The sequence below is a fragment of the Pseudomonas sp. ICMP22404 genome (assembly GCF_006227205.1).
GTDB lineage: Bacteria > Pseudomonadota > Gammaproteobacteria > Pseudomonadales > Pseudomonadaceae > Aquipseudomonas.
On record NZ_VCNG01000014.1, the window covers coordinates 30,206 to 49,554 of the forward strand.

Below are 19,349 nucleotides of genomic sequence, written 5' to 3' on the forward strand. Positions count from 1 at the left end.
AAACGTCGCACCGCCCCGTTTTCGGGCCGCTACATCTCCCGGCAGAGAGCACTCCTCGCCAAAGAACAAAAAAAGGTGGATGGCTATGAACGCAATACTGGAAAACAAACCCACGGCCGCTTCGGCCAGGACGCGCCGGCGGTTGCCGACGGAACTGAGTATCTTCCTGGTACTGATCGGCATTGGCCTGGTGTTCGAGCTGTTCGGCTGGATCATGCGCGACCAGAGCTTCCTGATGAACTCCCAGCGCCTGGTCCTGATGATCCTGCAGGTGTCGATCATCGGCCTGCTGGCCATCGGCGTGACCCAGGTCATCATCACCACCGGTATCGATCTGTCGTCCGGTTCCGTGCTGGCGCTGTCGGCGATGATTGCCGCCAGCCTGGCCCAGACCTCGGACTTCGCCCGAGCGGTGTTCCCGTCGCTGACTGACTTGCCGGTCTGGATCCCGGTGGTGGCCGGGCTGGGCGTGGGACTGCTGGCCGGGGCGATCAATGGCAGCATCATCGCCATCACCGGCATCCCGCCCTTTATCGCGACGCTCGGCATGATGGTGTCGGCCCGGGGCCTGGCGCGTTACTACACCGAAGGTCAGCCGGTGAGCATGTTGTCGGATTCCTACACCGCCATCGGGCATGGCGCCATGCCGGTGATCATCTTCCTGGTGGTGGCGGTGATTTTCCATATCGCCCTGCGCTACACCAAGTACGGCAAATACACCTATGCCATCGGCGGCAACATGCAGGCGGCGCGTACCTCGGGGATCAACGTCAAGCGGCATCTGGTCATTGTCTACAGCATCGCCGGGCTGCTGGCCGGCCTCGCCGGAGTGGTGGCCTCGGCGCGGGCCGCGACCGGACAGGCCGGCATGGGCATGTCCTATGAGCTGGATGCGATTGCCGCAGCCGTGATCGGCGGCACCAGCCTGGCCGGTGGTGTAGGGCGCATCACCGGGACGGTGATCGGGGCGCTGATTCTTGGCGTCATGGCCAGCGGCTTCACCTTCGTGGGTGTCGATGCCTACATCCAGGACATCATCAAGGGGCTGATCATTGTGGTCGCGGTGGTCATCGACCAGTACCGCAACAAGCGCAAACTCAAGCGTTAACGATTGCCCTGTTGCGACAAAGCGCCACGCCTGACCCGCGTGGCGTTGCCATTTGTCTTCTTAATACAGCCATTACACCGAATTTCTTGTTATAAACGCACTCCGATGACCGCCAGAAGCCTGTCAGAGAACATTTGAAGGGGTTGTCGGACATTTTCCCATGTTTTCGGTTGCTGAGGCCTCGACTCGGCCTTAGACTGCCGCCCCTCGTAAATTGAGTGCCGGGTGGCGCTTGGAATAGACGGCGCCTTCCTGACGAGCGTGGCAGCTGCGCTGCGGGACGCTCCATAATTCGCCTTAATGCACGTTTTTTTATAGAGATATCAATGACAAAGGAAAAGTTGCTGGCCATGCCGGCGGATGACTACATGAACGCCGAGCAGCTGGCTTTCTTCACCAAGCTGTTGCAGAACATGAAAGTCGAAACCCACGAGCGCATCGAACAGAACCGAATCGCCATTGAAAGCCTGGATTCCCCGGCTGACCCGGCCGACGCTGCTTCCGTAGAAGAAGAGCGTACCTGGCTGGTCAACGCCATCGATCGTGACCAGCGCATGCTGCCCCAGCTGGAGCAGGCCCTGGACCGTATCAACGACGAAAGCTTCGGCTGGTGCGACGACAGCGGCGAGCCGATCGGCCTCAAGCGCCTGCTGATCAGCCCGACCACCAAGTACTGCATCGAAGCTCAGGAACGTCACGAGCAGATCGACAAGCACCAGCGCCAGGCCTGATCCTCGACCTGCCATTCGCGATACCGAAGGCTGCATAGACCTTGGGCGAGGGAGCTTGCTCCCGCCAAGTTGCGTAGCGGCCTTCGAAAAATCTCTACACCTGCGTTGATCTGCTGCAAGAACGCGACTAATGGACCATGGATAATGGCTCGGTAGTGGCGTTTAATGCTGACATAACAACGAGAAGTGTGGTGACGAAGATGGCGACAGACGGATCTCTGGCGGCGGTGCCTGCCTCGGTATCTGCTACAGAAAGCACGGCGCGCTGGCTGACGCCGACCTTGCAGAGTCTTGCCCTGACCTTGCTGCTGTGCGGCATTGTGCTGGGAGGCTGGTCGCTGTACCTGGGCCTGCCCCTGGCGATGCTGATCGTCTGGTTGCCGCGCCTGCGCTCGCGTCTGGTTACAGCACCGCAATCCTCGCCTGGCTCTGGCTCATTGGCCGAGCTGACCCGTGACCTGTCCTACACCACCAGTCATAACGCGTTGTCGGCCGCCGGTGTCGCCTATTCGGTCAGGCAACTGGCCGGCAAGGTCCAGTCGCAACTCGATGCGGCGGCGCAGATTGTCAGCAATGCCGAAGCGATGATCGTCACCGAACAGGCCACCTCTCAACTCAGCCAGCAAGCCCTGGGGGCTGCCAGCGAAGCCCATCGCAGCAGCGTTGCCGGGCGCAGCGAACTGGTGGAGTCCATCAGCCGCATGCACCAGCTCAGCCAGCGGGCAAACGACAGCCGCGAGCTGATCGAAGCGTTGAGCGTGCGCAGCGACGAGATCCAGCGGGTCAGCCTGGTGATTCAGTCGATTGCCAGCCAGACCAACCTGCTGGCGTTGAACGCGGCCATCGAAGCGGCGCGGGCCGGCGAGCATGGCCGTGGGTTCGCGGTGGTGGCCGATGAAGTCCGTGGTCTGGCGGGGCGCACGGCGGCGGCGACCGGCGAGGTCGGGGTCATGGTGGCGGACATCCAGCAGCGCACCGCCCAGGTGGTCGAGCAGATCCGCCAGTTGGCCGCCGATCTGGACAGCGGTGTGCAGCAGGTCGAGCACACGGGCCAGCATCTGGAGAACATTGCCCGGCTCGCGGCCGGGGTCGAAACCCAGGTCAGCGCCATCGCCCAGGGCACCGACACCAACCGCGAGCAACTCGACAGCCTGTTCCACGCCATCGAGCAGATGCGCAGCGACCTGTCCATCAGCGACCAGCAGACTCAACGTCTGGCCGAGGCGGCCGTGCAGATGGAAGGCCAGGCTGAAACCATCAGCGAGCGCCTGGCCGAGGTGGGTCTCGACGATTATCACCAACGGGTCTATGACCTGGCGCGTGAAGGCGCGAGTCAGATCGCCGCGCAATTCGAGGCGGATATCGATCAGGGGCGTATCAGTCTGGAGGATCTGTTCGATCGTAACTACCAGGCCATTCCCAATACCCATCCCGCCAAGTTCCAGACCCGTTTCGACCGTTATACCGATCAGGTCCTGCCGGCCATCCAGGAACCTTTGCTCGCCCGGCACGAAGGCCTGGTGTTTGCGATTGCCTGCACCCAGCAGGGGTATGTGCCTACCCACAACAAAGTCTTCAGCCAGCCGTTGACCGGCGATCCCGCCGTTGACACGCTGAACAACCGTACCAAGCGCAAGTTCTCCGATCGGACCGGGATTCGATGCGGCAGTCACCAGCAGCCGGTGCTGTTGCAGACCTACACCCGCGACACGGGCGAGCTGATGCATGACCTGTCCGTGCCCATCATGCTCAAGGGCCGCCACTGGGGTGGGTTGCGGTTGGGTTATAAGCCCGAGAAGCCGCGCTAGGTTTCCATTTGGATAGAGCAGGCTCACCGCTGATCGCGAGCAGGCTCGCTCCCACAGGGGATTTGTGGTGTTCGCGGATCTTGCGGCCACCGAAGGCCACTGTGGGAGCGAGCCTGCTCGCGATAGCGGTGGACCAGCTTGCATCGATACCGGGAAGTGCCACCGCCATCGCGAGCAAGCCCGGATGCTGTCGAGCCGCTATTTACCGTCGTGCAGGCGCACGTTCAGTTGATCCACCAACACCGCTTCTTCGCCATCGGCGAGCAGCCATTCCCGTAGCAGGTCCTTCTGCTGATCCGACCAGAAGTCGGCCTCCACCAGTTTTGTTTCCGGGTCCAGGGGGTGTGCCACGATGAAGTTGTCGATGGCTTTGTCATCCGAGGGCAGGCCCAGTTGGTCGAACAGGGTCTTGAGTTCGTGGGAGGGTTGTTCCATGGGGTTCTCCTTTGGGCATGCGCCGTCATGGCGCTTCGGTTGCGTCCCTTTATCTGAGGCAGGCGCGCGTCAGGAGTTCGATTATTGCTGTGTTCCGGCACTTCGCTCGAGATACCTGGCCAGGTAGCAGGCTTCGTTATGATCAGTGCGGAAACCTCTTACACGTCCAGTGGATGTTTCTTCAATATGGAAAAAACACTTACCGGCCAGGACGACCCGATAACGCGGTTGAATCAGCGAGAGCGGCAGGTAGTCGACGCCGTCAAAGGCGTCATGGGTGTTGACGATGCGAGGGGTGATGGGGTGGATCAAGGTTGTGAAAGTGCCCATGTGAATTCCTTTTCTATGGTTTACCGACGAATTGCCAAGTATTTCAAGTAGTCTCCGCACCTCCGGCTGCTCTAGAATCGATAGCGCTGTATGGACGGTTGCGCCTATCTAAAGCAATTTTTTTTAGGCTCGATGTCAGAAAAATGCTTTTTTAAGTGAGAATTTTCCCTAAAGTTAGTAGTCCCACCTTTTCCGATGCTCAGAGTGGCTATTTCCTTCAGCTTCTGACGACCTCCCGGGAAAGACGGCGAGAGTGGCAATCCTTTAGTCTTCTCTCGCCCCGGGACAGGGTGCGCCGTTCACTTCGAATTTCAGTTACAGGTCCATTGCGACAATACAGTCGGCACGGGTTCTCGTGGTCCGTCCTTTCTGCGGAACGGGCCGTTTTCAAAGATGGGGATGTTTCCTTGGCAGTAAGTAATCTCGACACGCATGCGTTATTTGTACTGGGTGACCTTCGGGCAAAACTGGTCAAACTGTTTCAGTCACGTTTCGTCTACATCACCGAGCAGACCGCCGAAGGTATCTACGTCGCCGAAATCGACACCGAATCGGCTCTCGTGGTCGATGACAAGCCCAGGCTCGAACTCAAGGTGGGTGATCATTTTCGCGCGGCGGTGTTGCCAAGTCGCGAGGGGGGCAAGTTTGAGATCAGGTTTCGCGAAATCAAACTGACGGTCTATGGCCTTGGGGAGTACGCGTTCGTAACGACCCCGGGCGGCCAGGCCATCCTGTTCAAGGAAGGCCACAGCGTGGTGACCGTGTATGCGGCGAACGAACAGCTGCAAGAAGGTTTGACCAAGACCTTGAAGGCGGTCACCGCCAAAGCCGCGAAGTGGCGCAAGGGCGAACTGGTGACGTTCAAGGCCAGCGAGTGATACCCAGGGGCGGCGACCGTTTTGCTGGAACCTCGGCTACAGTCAGTTGACTGAGTTATTCGGGGGCTTGCGTTCGATTACGCAGGACCGTTCAGCTCTTGCTGCCTGGTATGAGGGACATTGCATGAAACGAGTTCGACAGTGGCTGGCTGCCTGGGCCACCTGCGCTGTGTTGGCTTCGTCATTTCCGGCATCGGCTGCTTCGGCACCGATCCACTTCGCTGATCTGAACTGGGAAAGCGGCAGCCTGATTACCGATATCCTGCGGATCATCGTCGAAAAAGGCTACGGCTTGAAAACCGACACCTTGCCGGGCACCACCATCACCCTGGAAACCGCGCTGGCCAATAACGACATTCAGGTCATCGGCGAAGAGTGGGCCGGTCGCAGTCCGGTATGGGTCAAGGCTGAAGCCGAGGGCAAGGTGATCGCCCTGGGCGATACGGTCAAGGGTGCGACGGAAGGCTGGTGGGTGCCGGAATACGTGATCAAGGGCGATCCCGCCAAGGGGATCAAGCCCCTGGCGCCGGACCTGCGCAGCGTCAGCGACCTGGCGCGCTACAAGCAGGTGTTCAAGGATCCGGAAAGTCCCGACAAGGGGCGCTTCCTCAACAGCCCCATCGGCTGGACGTCCGAGGTGGTCAACAAGCAGAAGCTCAAGGCGTATGGCCTGACCGACAGCTACGTGAATTTCCGCAGTGGTTCCGGGGCGGCGCTGGACGCGGAAATCACCTCGTCGATTCGCCGGGGCAAACCGATCTTGTTCTACTACTGGTCGCCCACGCCGTTGCTCGGGCGATTCAAGCTGGTGCAACTGCAAGAGCCGCCCTTCGATGCCGAGGCCTGGAAAACCCTGACCGACGCCGACAATCCCAACCCCCGGCCGACCCGTTCCCTGGCGTCGAAACTGTCGATAGGCGTTTCGGCGCCGTTCCAGAAACAGTATCCGGAGATTGCCGAATTCTTCAGCAAGGTCGACCTGCCCATCGAGCCCCTGAACAAGGCCCTGGCCGAGATGAGCGAAAAGCGCACGCCGCCCCGCGAAGCTGCCGAGGCCTTTCTCAAGGCCCATCCCCAGGTGTGGCAGGCCTGGCTGCCCAGTGAAGTGGCGGACAAGGTGTCTGCTGGCCTCTAGGCGGCTTGAACAATTGATCCCGAGCAATGTGTCATCCGCTGGAAACGGGCAATCTGCGCCCGTCCTGCGAAATGCCAAATTCGAGCTAGGATGAGTGTTCAACCTTTTCCAGGAGGCTGGCGAATGACGCTTTTATTGGCACGGACGCTGGTCGCGGTGTTGGCGGCCATCAGTTTGATTCACGTGTACTGGGCCCTGGGTGGACGCTGGGCAGCCGAGGCGGTAGTGCCGCAGGTTCCGGTCGAGCAGGGGCAGGTGCTGCGCCCGGCATTTGACCCTTCGGGCTGGCTGACCCTGTTGGTGGCCCTGGCGCTGCTGTTCATCGCCTTGCTGGTGTGCCTGCGGGGCGGCCTGTTGGCGCCGCCGGTCACCCATCGGGCGCTGCAGTGGTTGATCAGTGCGATTGCCTTGCTGATGTTTGCCCGGGCCATTGGCGAGTCGAACCTGGTGGGCTTCTTCAAGGAGTTCAAGGAGTCGACCTTCGCCCGGCTCGACACCTGGGTCTATTCGCCATTGTGCGTCGTACTGGGCGCCGGCTTGCTGGCGGTGGCCTGGGCCTGAAACACAACATCACCGTTGTGCCCAGGAGATTTTGTGGGAGCAAGCTTTGCTCCCACAGGTTTGCACCGTCTGATCCTTCACTGACGTCGGCTGCTCACCTCCGCCGGCACATCATCCCCGGCCATGCGCTTGCGGAATAACGCCGCCCGGGCCAGCAACAGGGTGGTCACCGGTACGGTGATGGACAGCAGGATCGGTATCAGCCAGGCATGCAGCACCGGCCCGGACTTGAGCGCCGAGAAATAAATGATCGAGGCCAGCGCCACGCACCAGGCTCCCAGCGTCGAGGCCAGGGCCGGCGGGTGCATGCGCTGGAAATAATCCTTCAACCGTACCAGGCCTATGGCCCCGGCCAGGGCGAACAGGCTGCTGAGTACCAGCAGGACCGCCACCGGGATCTCCACCCACATCGACAAATGCCCGGTCATTCGATCACCTCGCCACGCAGCAGGAACTTGGCCAGGGCAAACGAACCGACAAAGCCGAACAGGGCGATCAACAGCGCTGCCTCGAAGTAGGTGTCACTGGCGTAGCGAATGCCCAGCACCAGCATCATCAGCATCGCAACGATGTACAGGTAATCCAGCGCCAGGACCCGGTCTTGCGCCGACGGCCCCTTGAACAGGCGCAACAGGGTCAGCACCATTGCCAGGGCGAACAGGAACAGACTGAGCAGAATGGCATTGGACAGCAACGGACTCATTCGAAAATCTCCATCAGCGGCCGCTCGTAGGTGGCCTTGAAATGCGCGATGAACGACGCTTCATCCTTCAGATCGAACACATGCATCAGCAGGATACGGCGATCCAGCGCCAGTTCCGACCAGACCGTTCCGGGGATCACCGTGGTGATCATCGACAACGCCGCGAGGCCATTGGCGTCGTGCAGGTCCAGGGGCACCTTGACGAAGCGCGAGCGCGGCGGGCGTCGCCCGGCATTCAGCACGCCCCAGGCCACTGCCAGATTGGACACCAGCACATCGCGTCCCACCAACAGGAACAGCCGCAGCACCACCCAGGGGCGGCGGATGCGAATGGGGCGTGGCCGCAGCGGGCGCATCATCAGCGGTGCCAGGAAGCCCAGCGCCGCCCCCAGCAGCAGGTGCCCGGCGCTGAGGGACAGGTTCAACAGCAACCACAGCGCCCAGAGTGCCAGGGACAACCATGGCGCGGGAAACAGGCGTTTCATGGCTGCACCTCCGGCACTGCGCCAAGGGCGTCGGGGCTGGGGATGCTACGTGTGGCGAGCACCGACATCACATAGTGTTCTGGCGTGTTCAGGGCGTTAGCGGCGTCCTGGGTGTAGCGCAGCAGCGGTTCGGCCTTGAACGTCAAGGCGATACCCAGGCCGAGCAGCGCAATGATCGGCAGGCATTCGAAAGGTCGCAGCAGGGGCGAGGGGCGCTCCTGCGGCGTCCAGAAGCGCTGGATGCCCAGGCGCGAGAACGCGATCAACGAGGCCAGCCCGGACAGGATCAACAGCGCCAGCAGACCCCACGCCTGATACGACACCGGCGCTCCGGCGTCGGCCCCGAGCCCCAGCGGGTTGAGCAGGGCGTTCAGCAGCCCCAGCTTGCCGATGAACCCCGATAACGGCGGCATGCCGACAATCAGCAGCGCACAGGCAATGAAACTCAGGCCGAGGAAGGCCATGGTCCAGGGAATCACTTGCCCGACCACGGCTTTTTGCTCGTCATCGAGGTTGGTGCCCTTGGGCGGTTGCAGGGACTCCAGCGGTCGCGGCAAAGCATCGAGGTCGTCCTCCAGCGACAGCTCATTGGCCGAACGCGAGCGTTCGATCAACTCGGCCAGCAGGAAGAGCGCGCACAGCGCCAGGGTCGAACTCACCAGATAGAACAGCGCAGCGCCCACCAGGTTCGGCTGGGCGAAGCCGATGGCGGACAACAGGATGCCGGCCGATACCAGGATGCTCAGGCTGGCCATGCGCTCCAGGCGCTGGGCCGCCAGGATGGCGATGGCCGCGCAGACAATGGTCGCCATGCCGCCGTAGATCAGCCAGTCGCCGCCGAAATACGCCGAAGCGCCGGCCTGGCCGGAGAACAGCAAGGTCCACAAGCGCAAGATCGTGTAGATGCCCACCTTGGTCATGATCGCGAACAGCGCTGCCACAGGCGCACTGGCGGCGCTATAGGCGGGCACCAGCCAGAAGTTCAGTGGCCACATGCCGGCCTTGGCCAGGAACGCCACCGCGAGGATCGCCGCACCCGCATGCAGCAGGCCCCGGTCGGCTTCCGGCACCAGAGGCACTTTCAGCGCCAGGTCGGCCATGTTCAGGGTACCGGTGACACCATAGATCAGCGCCGCGCCGATCAGGAACAGCGAGGAGGCCAGCAGGTTGATCGAGATGTAGTGCAAGCCCGACGACACCCGTGCCCGCCCCGAGCCATGCAGCAGCAAGCCGTAGGAGGCGGCCAGCAAGACTTCGAAAAACACGAACAGGTTGAACAGGTCCCCGGTGAGGAAGGCGCCATAGAGGCCCATCAGCTGAATCTGGAACAAGGCATGGAAGCTGGCCCCGGCGCCGTGCCAGCGGGCCATGGCGAACAGCAGGGCGCTGACGCCGATGATGCCGGTCAACACCAGCATCAGCGCCGACAGGCGGTCCACCACCAGGACGATGCCGAACGGCGCCTGCCAGTTGCCCGGCAGGTACACGCCAATGGACGCGGGCAGGGCCTGGTCCTGGGTCCAGTACAGCAACAGCACCGCGATGCCCAGGCCCAGCAGGCTGGAGAACAGGTTGATCCGTGCCTTGAGCGCGCGGTGCTTTTCCCCCAGCATCAGCATCAACGCGGCGGTGAGCAATGGCAGGAGAATAGGTGCGGCGATCAGGTGAGGCGTCAGCATCATTCCCTGGGCTCCCGTCCGTCCACATGGTCGGTGCCGGTCAGGCCCCGGGAGGCCAGCAATACCACCAGGAACAACGCGGTCATGGCGAAGCTGATGACAATGGCGGTGAGTACCAGGGCCTGGGGCAGCGGGTCGGTGTAGTGCAGCAGGTCCTGGGGCACGCCGTCCTTGATGATCGGCTCCTTGCCGATGAACAGGCTGCCCATGCTGAAGATGAACAGGTTGACGCCATAGGACAGCAGGCACAGGCCCATGACCACCTGGAAGGTTCGCGGCCGCAGCACCAGCCAGACGCCGGAGGCGGCCAGGACGCCGATTGCAATAGCGATGACTTCTTCCATCAGGGGGTGGCTCCTTTGAGGGGGGCGGCAGGCTTGGACTGCTGGGCCGGCTTGTGGGCGCGCACCGACTGGTGCGCCAGCGCGGTGAGGATCAGCAGCGTCGAACCAACCACCACGGCATACACGCCGATGTCGAAGAACAGGGCGCTGGCCAGGTGAATGTCCCCCAGCAGCGGCCACTTCACATGCCAGGTGTGCGTGGTGAGGAACGGATAGCCCACGAGCATCGCTCCCAGGCCCGTCGCCGTTGCGAACAGCAACCCGGTGCCCATCCAGCGTAGCGGCCGCAGGCTCATTTGCGCCTCGACCCACTGGGTGCCGGCCACCATGTACTGCAGGATGAACGCCACCGACATCACCAGCCCGGCGACGAAACCGCCACCCGGTTGGTTGTGGCCGCGCATGAACAAATAGAACGACACCACCAGGGCAATCGGCAGCAACAGGCGCACCAGCACCGATGGCACCATCATGAAGCCCAGCGCGGTATCGCTGGCGTGCCGTGGGTTGACCAGGTCGGTGACCACGTCCGGCGCCAACAGGCGCTGCTGCGCTGGCAGTTGCATGCTTTCCTTCGGTGGGCGGAAACGTCGGAGCAGGGCAAACACGGCCAGGGCCACCGCCACCAGCACGGTGATTTCCCCCAGGGTGTCGAAGCCGCGGAAATCCACCAGCATCACGTTCACCACGTTGCTGCCGCCGCCTTCGGGCAGGGCCCGGCTGAGGTAGAACGAAGAAATGTCGTTGGGTGTCTGGCGCGTCAGCATCGCGTAGGACAGCAGCGCCATGCCGCCACCTACCGCGCCGGACAGCAGCAGGTCTCGCAGACGACGGATACGCGCGCGCCGTTCGCTGTTGGGCCGGGGCAATGCGTCCTCGATCCGCCGTGGCAGCCAGCGCAGGCCCAGCAGGATCAGCACCGTGGTCACCACTTCCACCACCAGTTGTGTCAAGGCCAGGTCGGGGGCGGAGAACCAGACGAAGGTCACGCAGGTCATCAGGCCGCAGACGCTGACCATGGTCAGGGCCGCGAGACGGTGATACTTGGCCTGCCACGCCGCGCCCAGGGCACAGGCGATGGCCAGCAGCCAAAGGATGACGAAGACGATGGAGCCGGGAATCTTCGGCCGGTCGCCCCAGGCCAGCGAGCTGTGCAGCATCGGAATCAGCCCGGCCAGCACCGCAACCAACACCAGCAGGAATAACTGGGCCTGGAGGCGCCGGGTACTGATGAGTCGTTCCAATCGCCGGCCGAGGCGCATCGTCAGCACCAGGCTGCGCTCGAACAGACGCTTGCCGCTGAACCGACCAATGAGCGGCGTATGGGTGATCTGCCCACGCTTGAATTGCTTGCGCAGCAGCAGGTACAGCACGACGCCGCCGGACATGGCCACCAGGCTCATGATCATCGGTGCATTGAGGCCATGCCAGATCGCCAGGCTATATTCGGGCAGGCTGCCGCCCACGACCGGCAGCGCGGCCGCCGCCAGCAAGGAGCCGACCACCTGGGCCGGGAAGATCCCCACCAGCAGGCAGGTGAACACCAGCAACTCTACCGGCGCGCGCATCCAGCGCGGTGGTTCGTGGGGGGTATGGGGCAGGTCGGTGGCCGCGGGGCCGAAGAACACGTCCACCGTGAAGCGCAAGGAGTAGGCGACGCTGAAGGTCCCGGCGATGGTGGCGATGATCGGCAGCGCCAGCTCGACCCAGGCGGTGGCGGAAATGAACACCGTTTCGGCGAAGAACATTTCCTTGGAAAGGAAGCCGTTGAGCAGCGGCACCCCGGCCATCGCCGCGCTGGCGACCATTGCCAGCGTCGCCGTGAAGGGAATCAGCCGCACCAGGCCGCTGAGCTTGCGAATGTCCCGGGTGCCGCTTTCATGGTCGATGATCCCGGCGGCCATGAACAGCGAGGCCTTGAAGGTGGCGTGGTTGAGAATGTGGAACACCGCGGCCACGGCCGCCAACGGGCTGTTCAGGCCCAGCAGCAGGGTGATCAATCCCAGGTGGCTGATGGTGGAATAGGCCAACAATCCCTTGAGATCATTCTGGAACATCGCGCAGTAGGCACCCAGCAACAGCGTACAGGCTCCCGCACCGCCGACGATGTAGAACCATTGTTCACTGCCCGACAGCGACGGCCACAACCGTGCCAGCAGAAACACCCCGGCCTTGACCATGGTCGCCGAGTGCAGGTAGGCCGAGACCGGCGTGGGCGCGGCCATGGCATGGGGCAGCCAGAAATGGAACGGGAACTGGGCACTTTTGCTCAGGGCGCCAATCAGGATCAGTGGCAGCAGGATGGGGTAGAGGGCATGGGCCCGGATCAGGTCGCCCGCGGCCAGGACCTTGTCCAGTTCATAGCTGCCCACCACATGGCCGAGCAGCAACACCCCGGCCAACAGGCACAGCCCGCCGGTCCCGGTCACCATCAGGGCCATGTAGGCGCCGCGCCGGGCATCGGCGCGGTGATGCCAGTAGCCGATCAGCAGGAATGAGAACAGGCTGGTCAGTTCCCAGAAAAACACCATCTGGATCAGGTTGCCGGAGATCACCAGCCCGAGCATGGCCCCCATGAATGCCAGGAAGAACGCGAAGAAACGCGGCACCGGATCTTCCGGTGACATGTAATAGCGGGCGTACAACGACACCAACGTACCGATGCCCAGCACCAGCAACGAAAACAACCAGGCAAACCCGTCCAGGCGCAGCACGAAGTTCAAGCCCAGGCTCGGCAGCCAGAAATATTCTTCACGGATCACGCCGCCGTCGACGATCTGCGGGTAGAGCAAGGCCACCTGAACGGTGCCGACCAGGGCGACGAGGCCTGCCAGCAGCGATTCGGCGTTACGGGCGTTATGCGGCAGCAGCGCCGCGACGCCGCTGCCGATGAAGGGCAAAAGCAATAGAACTATCAGTGACATAGGATTCTATTCGGCGGGAGATAGTGAGGGATCATACGTGGCGTGTCCCCGATCACCAACCGCGAGGGTGTCGCAGAATCCTACAAGATAGGCAGATTTTTCCTGCTTTGCGTTGTTTCAGTGGCGGACCTCAACCTTCACCCTCCAGCACGTTATCCGCCTCGACGGCAGTTTTATTCCGGGTCTTCAGTTCACTGACAATCACCGCCGCCACGATCAATGCCGCGCCGAGCAAGGCAATCCCCGGCAAGCGCTCGCCCGCCAGGCGTCCGGCGATGCCGGCCCACACCGGTTCACCGGCGTAGATCAGTGTGGCGCGGGTCGGCGAGACACTTTTCTGCGCCCAGTTCATTGCCACCTGGATCGCCGCACTGGCGGCCCCCAAGCCTACGGCGCTGAACAGCAGCAGCCAGGAGAATCCCGGGATCGTTTCCTGGGTGGGCACCACCATCAGGAACGCCAGCACCGCAGTGCTGGCCAGCTGAACCACGGTGACCCGGCGCACGTCGACCTGGCCGGCATAGGTGCTGATCAGGATGATTTCGGCGGCAATCGCGATGGCGCTGATCAGCGTGGCGATTTCGCCGGAGCTGAAGTTCAGCGACGCGCCGGCCGGTCCCGATAGCAACATCAGCCCGGTGAACGCCAGCATGATGCCAATGCTTGGCATCAAGCCCGGCCGACGGCCCAGCACCAGCCACTGCAACAGCGGCACGAAGGGCACATAGAGCGCGGTGATGAACGCCGACTGGCTGCTGGGGATGGTTTGCAGGCCGACCGTCTGCAGACCGTAGCCAAGCATGATCGCCACGCCGATGAAGCAGCCGGCCTTGAGTTCGAACAGGGTCAGGTCCCGTAGATGGCGCCAGGAGAATAGCGCGACAAACGCCGCTGCGGCGGCAAAGCGCAAGCCGACGAAAAACATCGGCCCGCTGACGGTCATGGCGTGCTGCACCAGCAGGAAAGTCCCGCCCCAGATCATGGTGATCAGCACCAGCACGCACTCGGCCTTGCTGAGCCGCAGAAAGCGGGAGGAAGTTTGAGGAGAGTTCACCGATGCCATGACCTTGCGCGCCACTGGAGAGGGACGCACAATGCGTCCGAAGTTGGGCAGTATAATGCGCAACCCTAGTATGTGAGCAATATAGTGCACAAAGAATCCGGCCAGCGGGCGTCCGTCCTGCAACACGTCAGCCAGAACGTCCGCCGTCTGCGCCATGCCGCGCAGCTCAGCCAGACCGTATTGGCGGAGCGGTCCGGGGTCAGCCGGCGGATGCTGGTCGCCATCGAGGCCGGAGAGAAGAACGTCAGTCTGACCACCCTGGACCGCGTCGCCGAAGCCCTCGACGTGGCGTTCAGCGACCTGATCCAGGCGCCCGATGCCCGCGACCCGAGCCGCATCAACGAGCTGGCCTGGGCCGGCGCGATCCCCGGCAGCAAAGCCGTGCTCCTGGCCAAGGCCAATGCCAGCCGCGAAGTCGAACTGTGGGAATGGCGCCTGGAGCCTGGCGAACACTACGCTTCCGAGCCCGATAACGATGGCTGGAGTGAGCAACTCTATGTATTCGAGGGATGCCTGACCTTGCTGCTGGGCAATGAAGAGCGTCGGATCGGCGCGGGGGAGTTTTTCATGTTCGCCAGCAACCAACCCCATGGTTATCGCAACGATGGGGTGGTGGCGACGCGGTTCGTGCGCAACGTGGTGATTTGACTCCTGGAGATGAGACAGCCAGTGGCGAGGTGCAACGCGGGGTCACAAACCGCTGACTTGCACCCATCGCTGTTCCCGTGCTGACAGGCGAATCGCCGCCGCCAGCCGCTCCACTTCCCAGGCCTCTTCGAAGTCCGTCCCACTGCCACCTTGATCGGCGAGGGTCATGATCAGTTCCTGTACCTCCAGGGTCTTCAATTCGTTGTAGCCCAACTGGTGCCCGGCGGCCGGGCTGAACGCGGCGTAGCCCGGCAGGTCCGGGCCGGCCAGCAACCGCTGGAAACCCGTCTGGCCGACACGGCTCACCTGCAGTTCATTCAGTCGTTCCTGATCGAATATCAGCGTGCCAAGGGTGCCGCTGATCTCGAAGCCCAGGTGATTCTTGCGGCCGTGTTTCAGCCAACTGCTGCTCACCGTGCCGCGGGCGCCGCTGCTGAAGCGCAGCAGGGCGTGGACCTGATCGTCTACCGCGATGGTGCGCTGCTCGGGATTGCCCGTGCTGGCCGGGCGTTGGTTGTGCACGGTCTGGCTGTCGGCGCAGACCGCTTCGACATCGCCCAGCAGGTAACGGGCCATGGCCAGCAGATGGCTGCCCAGGTCCGCCAATGCGCCACCGGCATGGGCCGCTTCGCAGCGCCATGACCATGGCGAAGTCGGGTCGGCCATGAAGTCCTCGCTGAATTCACCCTGGAAACTGATGATCCGGCCCAGCTCCCCGCGCTGGATCATCTCCCGTGCCAGATGAATGATCGGGTTGTGCTGGTAGTTGTAGCCGACCCGCGTGACCACTCCGGCGGCCTTGGCGGCCTGGCGCATCTGCTCGGCCTGTTCCAGGGACACCGCCAGGGGTTTTTCGCAGTAGACCGCCTTGCCCGCCGCCAGCGCCGCCATGGCCATCGGATAATGCAGGTGGTTGGGGGTGGTGATGGCGACCAGATGGACCTTCGGGTCGTCGATCAGTTGTTGCCAGTCGCTATGAACCGTCTCGAACCCCCAGCTGCTGGCGCATTGCCGGGCACGCTGCGGATCGGCATCGGCCAGGGCCGCCAGGGTCAGGTTCAGGGGGAGGTCGAATACCGCCTTGGCATTGTTGAATGCCAAGGCATGGGCTCGGCCCATGAAACCGGTGCCAATCAAGCCAATGCCAAGTTCGCGCATGAGAAAGAGCCCTTTGAATGGTGATATTCAGAAGGGCTCTTTATGGAATAAATATTCGCAAATTGCAAATGTTGGAATAAATATTCTTGTTGGGGTGAAGGCCCCTGTGGGAGCGAGCCTGCTCGCGATGGCGGTGTATCAGTCAACATCAATGTTACTGAGCCACCATCATCGCGAGCAGGCTCGCTCCCACAGGGGGAAAGTGCGGTGTCAGGAAAGGAACCCACCATCCACATTCAGCGCCACACCGGTGGTGTAGCTCGACGCGTCACTGGCCAGGTACAACACGGCGCCAGCCATTTCGCTTGGGTCGGCCACGCGTTTGAGCGGAATCTGCGCCAGGGCGGTTTTCAGGATCGCGTCGTTCTTGACCAGCGCCGAGGCGAACTTGGTGTCGGTCAGGCCCGGCAGCAGGGCGTTGCAGCGGATGCCGAACTGCGCGCATTCCTTGGCGAACACCTTGGTCATGTTGATTACCGCGGCCTTGGTCACCGAGTAGATGCCCTGGAAGATCCCCGGCGAGATGCCGTTGATCGATGCCACGTTGATGATGCTGCCGCCGCCGTGCTCGCGCATCAGCTTGCCGGCTTCCACCGACATGAAGAAATAACCGCGAATGTTCACATCGACGGTTTTCTGGAAGGCGCCCAGGTCGGTGTCCAGCACGTTGCAGAACTGCGGGTTGGTGGCCGCGTTGTTCACCAGGATGTCCAGGCGTCCGAACTGTTCGCGAATGCCGGCGAAGACCTGGCTGATCTGCTCCATTTCACCAATGTGGCAGGCGATGGCAGTGGCTTTGCCGCCCGCGGCGATGATGGCGTCGGCCACGTGCTGGCAACCGTCGAGCTTGCGGCTGGAAACGATCACATGGGCACCTTGCTGGGCCAGCAACTTGGCGATGGCCTCGCCGATGCCACGGCTGGCGCCGGAAACGAAGGCGATTTTACCGTCGAGGTCGAACAACTGGATCTTGGACATGCTGTTTCCTTGTCATGGGGCGCTCAGAGCGTGGATTGACCGATGACCTGCAAGCTCATCTGCTCCAGCAGTTTGTTCATCTGAACGAACTGGGCGAAGCGTTGATCCTGGGTCTGGCCGTGGAAGAAGCGGTAGTAGATCTGCTGGACGATACCGGCCAGGCGGAACAGGCCGTAGGTGTAATAGAAGTCGAAATTGTCGATGTGGATCCCGGCGCGCTCGGCGTAGTAGTCCACGAATTCGCGACGGGTCAGCATGCCGGGCGCATGGCTGGGCTGACGGCGCATCAACTGGACCGGTGCCGGGTCCGTCGCTTCGATCCAGTAGGCGAGGCTGTTGCCCAGGTCCATCAGCGGGTCGCCGAGGGTGGTCAGTTCCCAGTCCAGCACGCCGATGATTTGCATCGGGTTGTCCGGGTCGAGAATCACGTTGTCGAAGCGGTAGTCGTTATGGACGATGCTGGAAACTGGATGGTCGGCCGGCATCTTGTCGTTGAGCCAGGCCTTGACCGTCTCCCATTTCGGCGCGTCGGGGGTCAGGGCTTTTTCGTAGCGTTCGCTCCAGCCACGGATCTGGCGGGCCACGTAGCCTTCGGGCTTGCCGAGGTCGGCCAGGCCACAGGCGTGGTAATCGACTCGGTGCAATTCGACGAGCCGGTCGATGAAGCTCTTGCACAGCGCCTCGGTGCGGGCGGCGTCGAAACCCAGCTCCGGCGGCAGGTCGGAGCGCAGGATGATGCCCTTGACCCGTTCCATCACGTAGAACTCGGCGCCCATGACGGACTCATCGGTGCAGTGCACATAGGCTTTCGGGCAATACGGGAACTCATCGCGCAACTGGTTGAGGATGCGGAACTCACGGCCCATGTCATGGGCGGATTTGGCCTTGTGGCCGAACGGCGGACGGCGCAGGACGAACTCCTGTTCGGGGTACTCCAGCAGGTAGGTCAGGTTCGACGCGCCACCGGGAAACTGGCTGATCCGTGGTACGCCGGTCAGGCCGGGGATGTGGGCCTTGAGGTACGGGTCGATCAGGTTGGCATCGAGTTCTTCACCGTCGCGTACGCGGGTGGACTGATCAGTAAACGCCATGCTTATCCCTTCTGCTTATTCTGGAGGCCATCGATCATTGGCTAATCAAGGGTTTGTACGAAAAGTCGCCGAGCGGCGATCAGGCAAGGCGAAAACAGGCGAGGAAGCGGAGTTTACGGGTTGTAAATGAGCATTCCGAGCCTGTTTTCAACGCAGCCTGATCGTCGCGCAGGCACTTTTCGTCCAAAGCCTAATGGCGTGTGGGAGGCGTAACAAGCACGCCCGGGTCTTATAGGTTAGCGTGTTGCCGGATAATCAGCGGGCCTGATGCGCGCAGGTGAGCTATGGTTTCGGGGTCGCTTCAAGGAGTCGCCGCGATGGGATGCCCACAGGTTTGCAGCACCGCCACCCTGCAATGCAGCTTCGGTGCAGCCCCGGCGGTGCTCAACGTCTTGCCGGTCAATCGAATGCTGACCGGTGGCATGCCGGCGGCGAATATCATGGATCACATTCCGCTGGTGAACATCACTACGTTCGGCATGTGCACGAGCCTGGCCAACCCCACCGTAGCCGCTGCGACTGCGGCGGCCCTGGGTGTGTTGACGCCCATGCCTTGTATTCCCGCTACTGCCGCGCCCTGGATACCGGGTGGGGCGCCGACCTTGCTGTTGGGCAACATGCCGGCGATCGATGCCAACAGCACCCTCATGTGTACCTGGGCGGGGGTGATCAAGATTGTTGTGCCGGGGCAGGTGCAGATGTTGATTCCCTGAGTGGGTCTGCCTGGATCTTGTTGACCGGGTGTATATCCATTGCTGCGGTAATGGCTGCTTATGGTTCCGCCCTGACGGCGGGTTACTTTTGAAAAGCGCAAAAGTAACCAAAACGCTCTTGCCCCACCACTCGGCACCTCGCCAAGGCGAGGTGTTCCCTCACTCCGGCATTGCTCCGTGGGCCCGCCGCGAAGGGCCATCCGTGGCCCAGCGCGGCTACCCCGGCATCCATGCCGGGGTACCCACTACGCAATGCCTGCGTTCGGCCAGCGTGGTTTAACGGGGCGCCCAGGATCAAAAGCACAGCAAAGCAAAAGCAAGGCGGCCTTACAGCCGGTCTGGTTCTTCCCGCATAAATCGATCCCTTGTGGGAGCGAGCCTGCTCGCGATAGCGGAGTGTCTGTCATGAAGATGTTGAGTGTGCCGACGCCATCGCGGGCAAGCCTGGCTCCCACAGGGGGCGGTGGTGTGTGAAATTGCTGCCTACATCTCAAATCCAGTGTGGGAGCAAAGCTTGCTCGCGATAGCGGAGTGTCTGTCATGAAGATCTTGAGTGTGCCGACGCCATCGCGAGCAG

Annotated in this window: 20 protein-coding genes; 8 read left to right on the forward strand and 12 right to left on the reverse strand. The window is 62.2% G+C overall.

Translation table 11 applies throughout. The annotated features are described in order from the left end of the window. The first annotated feature begins 85 nt into the window (after positions 1–85). From FGE05_RS22290 to FGE05_RS22300, 3 genes are all read left to right on the forward strand, one after another. Positions 86–1,108 (forward strand): ABC transporter permease, encoded by a 1,023-nt coding sequence (locus FGE05_RS22290; RefSeq protein ID WP_139648324.1) that lies wholly within the window; start codon positions 86–88, stop codon positions 1,106–1,108. Between the two features lie 326 nt (positions 1,109–1,434). Then, positions 1,435–1,839, forward strand: coding sequence for a TraR/DksA family transcriptional regulator (locus FGE05_RS22295; RefSeq protein ID WP_024780047.1), 405 nt, complete (start codon positions 1,435–1,437; stop codon positions 1,837–1,839). A gap of 200 nt (positions 1,840–2,039) precedes the next feature. Then, complete coding sequence (locus FGE05_RS22300) at positions 2,040–3,647, forward strand: methyl-accepting chemotaxis protein (RefSeq protein ID WP_139648326.1); 1,608 nt, start codon at positions 2,040–2,042, stop codon at positions 3,645–3,647. Positions 3,648–3,845: 198 nt separating this feature from the next. Here the strand turns inward: FGE05_RS22300 and FGE05_RS22305 are convergent, their stop codons facing one another. Next, a complete protein-coding gene (locus FGE05_RS22305; RefSeq protein WP_139648328.1) occupies positions 3,846–4,082 on the reverse strand; it encodes a DUF2789 family protein in 237 nt (78 codons plus the stop codon). Between the two features lie 81 nt (positions 4,083–4,163). Beyond that, positions 4,164–4,412, reverse strand: a complete 249-nt coding sequence (locus FGE05_RS22310) for a hypothetical protein (RefSeq protein WP_139648330.1) — start codon at positions 4,410–4,412, stop codon at positions 4,164–4,166. A 407-nt stretch (positions 4,413–4,819) separates the two neighbouring features. Between FGE05_RS22310 and FGE05_RS22315 the strand changes: the two genes are divergently transcribed. The 3 genes from FGE05_RS22315 to FGE05_RS22325 all read left to right on the forward strand — a co-directional run bounded on the left by FGE05_RS22315 (position 4,820) and on the right by FGE05_RS22325 (position 6,986). Continuing rightward, positions 4,820–5,290, forward strand: a complete 471-nt coding sequence (locus tag FGE05_RS22315) for a hypothetical protein (protein ID WP_041022135.1) — start codon at positions 4,820–4,822, stop codon at positions 5,288–5,290. A gap of 124 nt (positions 5,291–5,414) precedes the next feature. Continuing rightward, entirely contained in the window at positions 5,415–6,425 is a 1,011-nt protein-coding gene (locus FGE05_RS22320; protein WP_139648332.1) for an ABC transporter substrate-binding protein, read from the forward strand. Positions 6,426–6,548: 123 nt separating this feature from the next. Next, a complete protein-coding gene (locus FGE05_RS22325; protein WP_139648334.1) occupies positions 6,549–6,986 on the forward strand; it encodes a DUF3995 domain-containing protein in 438 nt (145 codons plus the stop codon). A gap of 77 nt (positions 6,987–7,063) precedes the next feature. Here FGE05_RS22325 and FGE05_RS22330 read toward each other — a convergent pair whose 3' ends face one another. From FGE05_RS22330 to FGE05_RS22360, 7 genes are all read right to left on the reverse strand, one after another. Further along, positions 7,064–7,414: a Na+/H+ antiporter subunit G gene (locus FGE05_RS22330; protein WP_139648336.1), complete on the reverse strand. Its 351-nt coding sequence runs from the start codon at positions 7,412–7,414 to the stop codon at positions 7,064–7,066. Beyond that, on the reverse strand, positions 7,411–7,689 hold the full coding sequence (locus FGE05_RS22335) for a K+/H+ antiporter subunit F (protein ID WP_139648338.1): 279 nt from the start codon (positions 7,687–7,689) through the stop codon (positions 7,411–7,413). Before FGE05_RS22335 ends, FGE05_RS22330 begins: the two co-directional genes overlap by 4 nt. Beyond that, on the reverse strand, positions 7,686–8,174 hold the full coding sequence (locus FGE05_RS22340) for a Na+/H+ antiporter subunit E (RefSeq protein ID WP_139648340.1): 489 nt from the start codon (positions 8,172–8,174) through the stop codon (positions 7,686–7,688). The genes FGE05_RS22335 and FGE05_RS22340 overlap by 4 nt, the downstream gene beginning before the upstream one ends. Continuing rightward, positions 8,171–9,856: a monovalent cation/H+ antiporter subunit D gene (locus tag FGE05_RS22345; protein WP_139648342.1), complete on the reverse strand. Its 1,686-nt coding sequence runs from the start codon at positions 9,854–9,856 to the stop codon at positions 8,171–8,173. The genes FGE05_RS22340 and FGE05_RS22345 overlap by 4 nt, the downstream gene beginning before the upstream one ends. Then, positions 9,853–10,197: a Na+/H+ antiporter subunit C gene (locus FGE05_RS22350; protein WP_003180540.1), complete on the reverse strand. Its 345-nt coding sequence runs from the start codon at positions 10,195–10,197 to the stop codon at positions 9,853–9,855. Before FGE05_RS22350 ends, FGE05_RS22345 begins: the two co-directional genes overlap by 4 nt. Then, on the reverse strand, positions 10,197–13,121 hold the full coding sequence (locus FGE05_RS22355; protein ID WP_139648344.1) for a monovalent cation/H+ antiporter subunit A: 2,925 nt from the start codon (positions 13,119–13,121) through the stop codon (positions 10,197–10,199). Before FGE05_RS22355 ends, FGE05_RS22350 begins: the two co-directional genes overlap by 1 nt. A 130-nt stretch (positions 13,122–13,251) precedes the next feature. Next, positions 13,252–14,274: a DMT family transporter gene (locus tag FGE05_RS22360; RefSeq protein ID WP_139648346.1), complete on the reverse strand. Its 1,023-nt coding sequence runs from the start codon at positions 14,272–14,274 to the stop codon at positions 13,252–13,254. Between FGE05_RS22360 and FGE05_RS22365 the strand changes: the two genes are divergently transcribed. Then, complete coding sequence (locus FGE05_RS22365; protein WP_139648348.1) at positions 14,269–14,832, forward strand: helix-turn-helix domain-containing protein; 564 nt, start codon at positions 14,269–14,271, stop codon at positions 14,830–14,832. The genes FGE05_RS22360 and FGE05_RS22365 overlap by 6 nt on opposite strands. A gap of 42 nt (positions 14,833–14,874) precedes the next feature. Here FGE05_RS22365 and FGE05_RS22370 read toward each other — a convergent pair whose 3' ends face one another. From FGE05_RS22370 to FGE05_RS22380, 3 genes are all read right to left on the reverse strand, one after another. Continuing rightward, a complete protein-coding gene (locus FGE05_RS22370; protein ID WP_139648350.1) occupies positions 14,875–15,990 on the reverse strand; it encodes a Gfo/Idh/MocA family protein in 1,116 nt (371 codons plus the stop codon). Positions 15,991–16,200: 210 nt separating this feature from the next. After that, a complete protein-coding gene (locus tag FGE05_RS22375; protein WP_139648352.1) occupies positions 16,201–16,968 on the reverse strand; it encodes an SDR family oxidoreductase in 768 nt (255 codons plus the stop codon). 23 nt (positions 16,969–16,991) lie between these two features. After that, positions 16,992–18,059 (reverse strand): phosphotransferase family protein, encoded by a 1,068-nt coding sequence (locus FGE05_RS22380; protein ID WP_139648353.1) that lies wholly within the window; start codon positions 18,057–18,059, stop codon positions 16,992–16,994. A gap of 317 nt (positions 18,060–18,376) precedes the next feature. Here FGE05_RS22380 and FGE05_RS22390 point away from each other — a divergent pair, with 317 nt between their 5' ends. Next, positions 18,377–18,772, forward strand: coding sequence for a DUF4280 domain-containing protein (locus tag FGE05_RS22390; RefSeq protein WP_024780030.1), 396 nt, complete (start codon positions 18,377–18,379; stop codon positions 18,770–18,772). Positions 18,773–19,349: the final 577 nt, after the last annotated feature.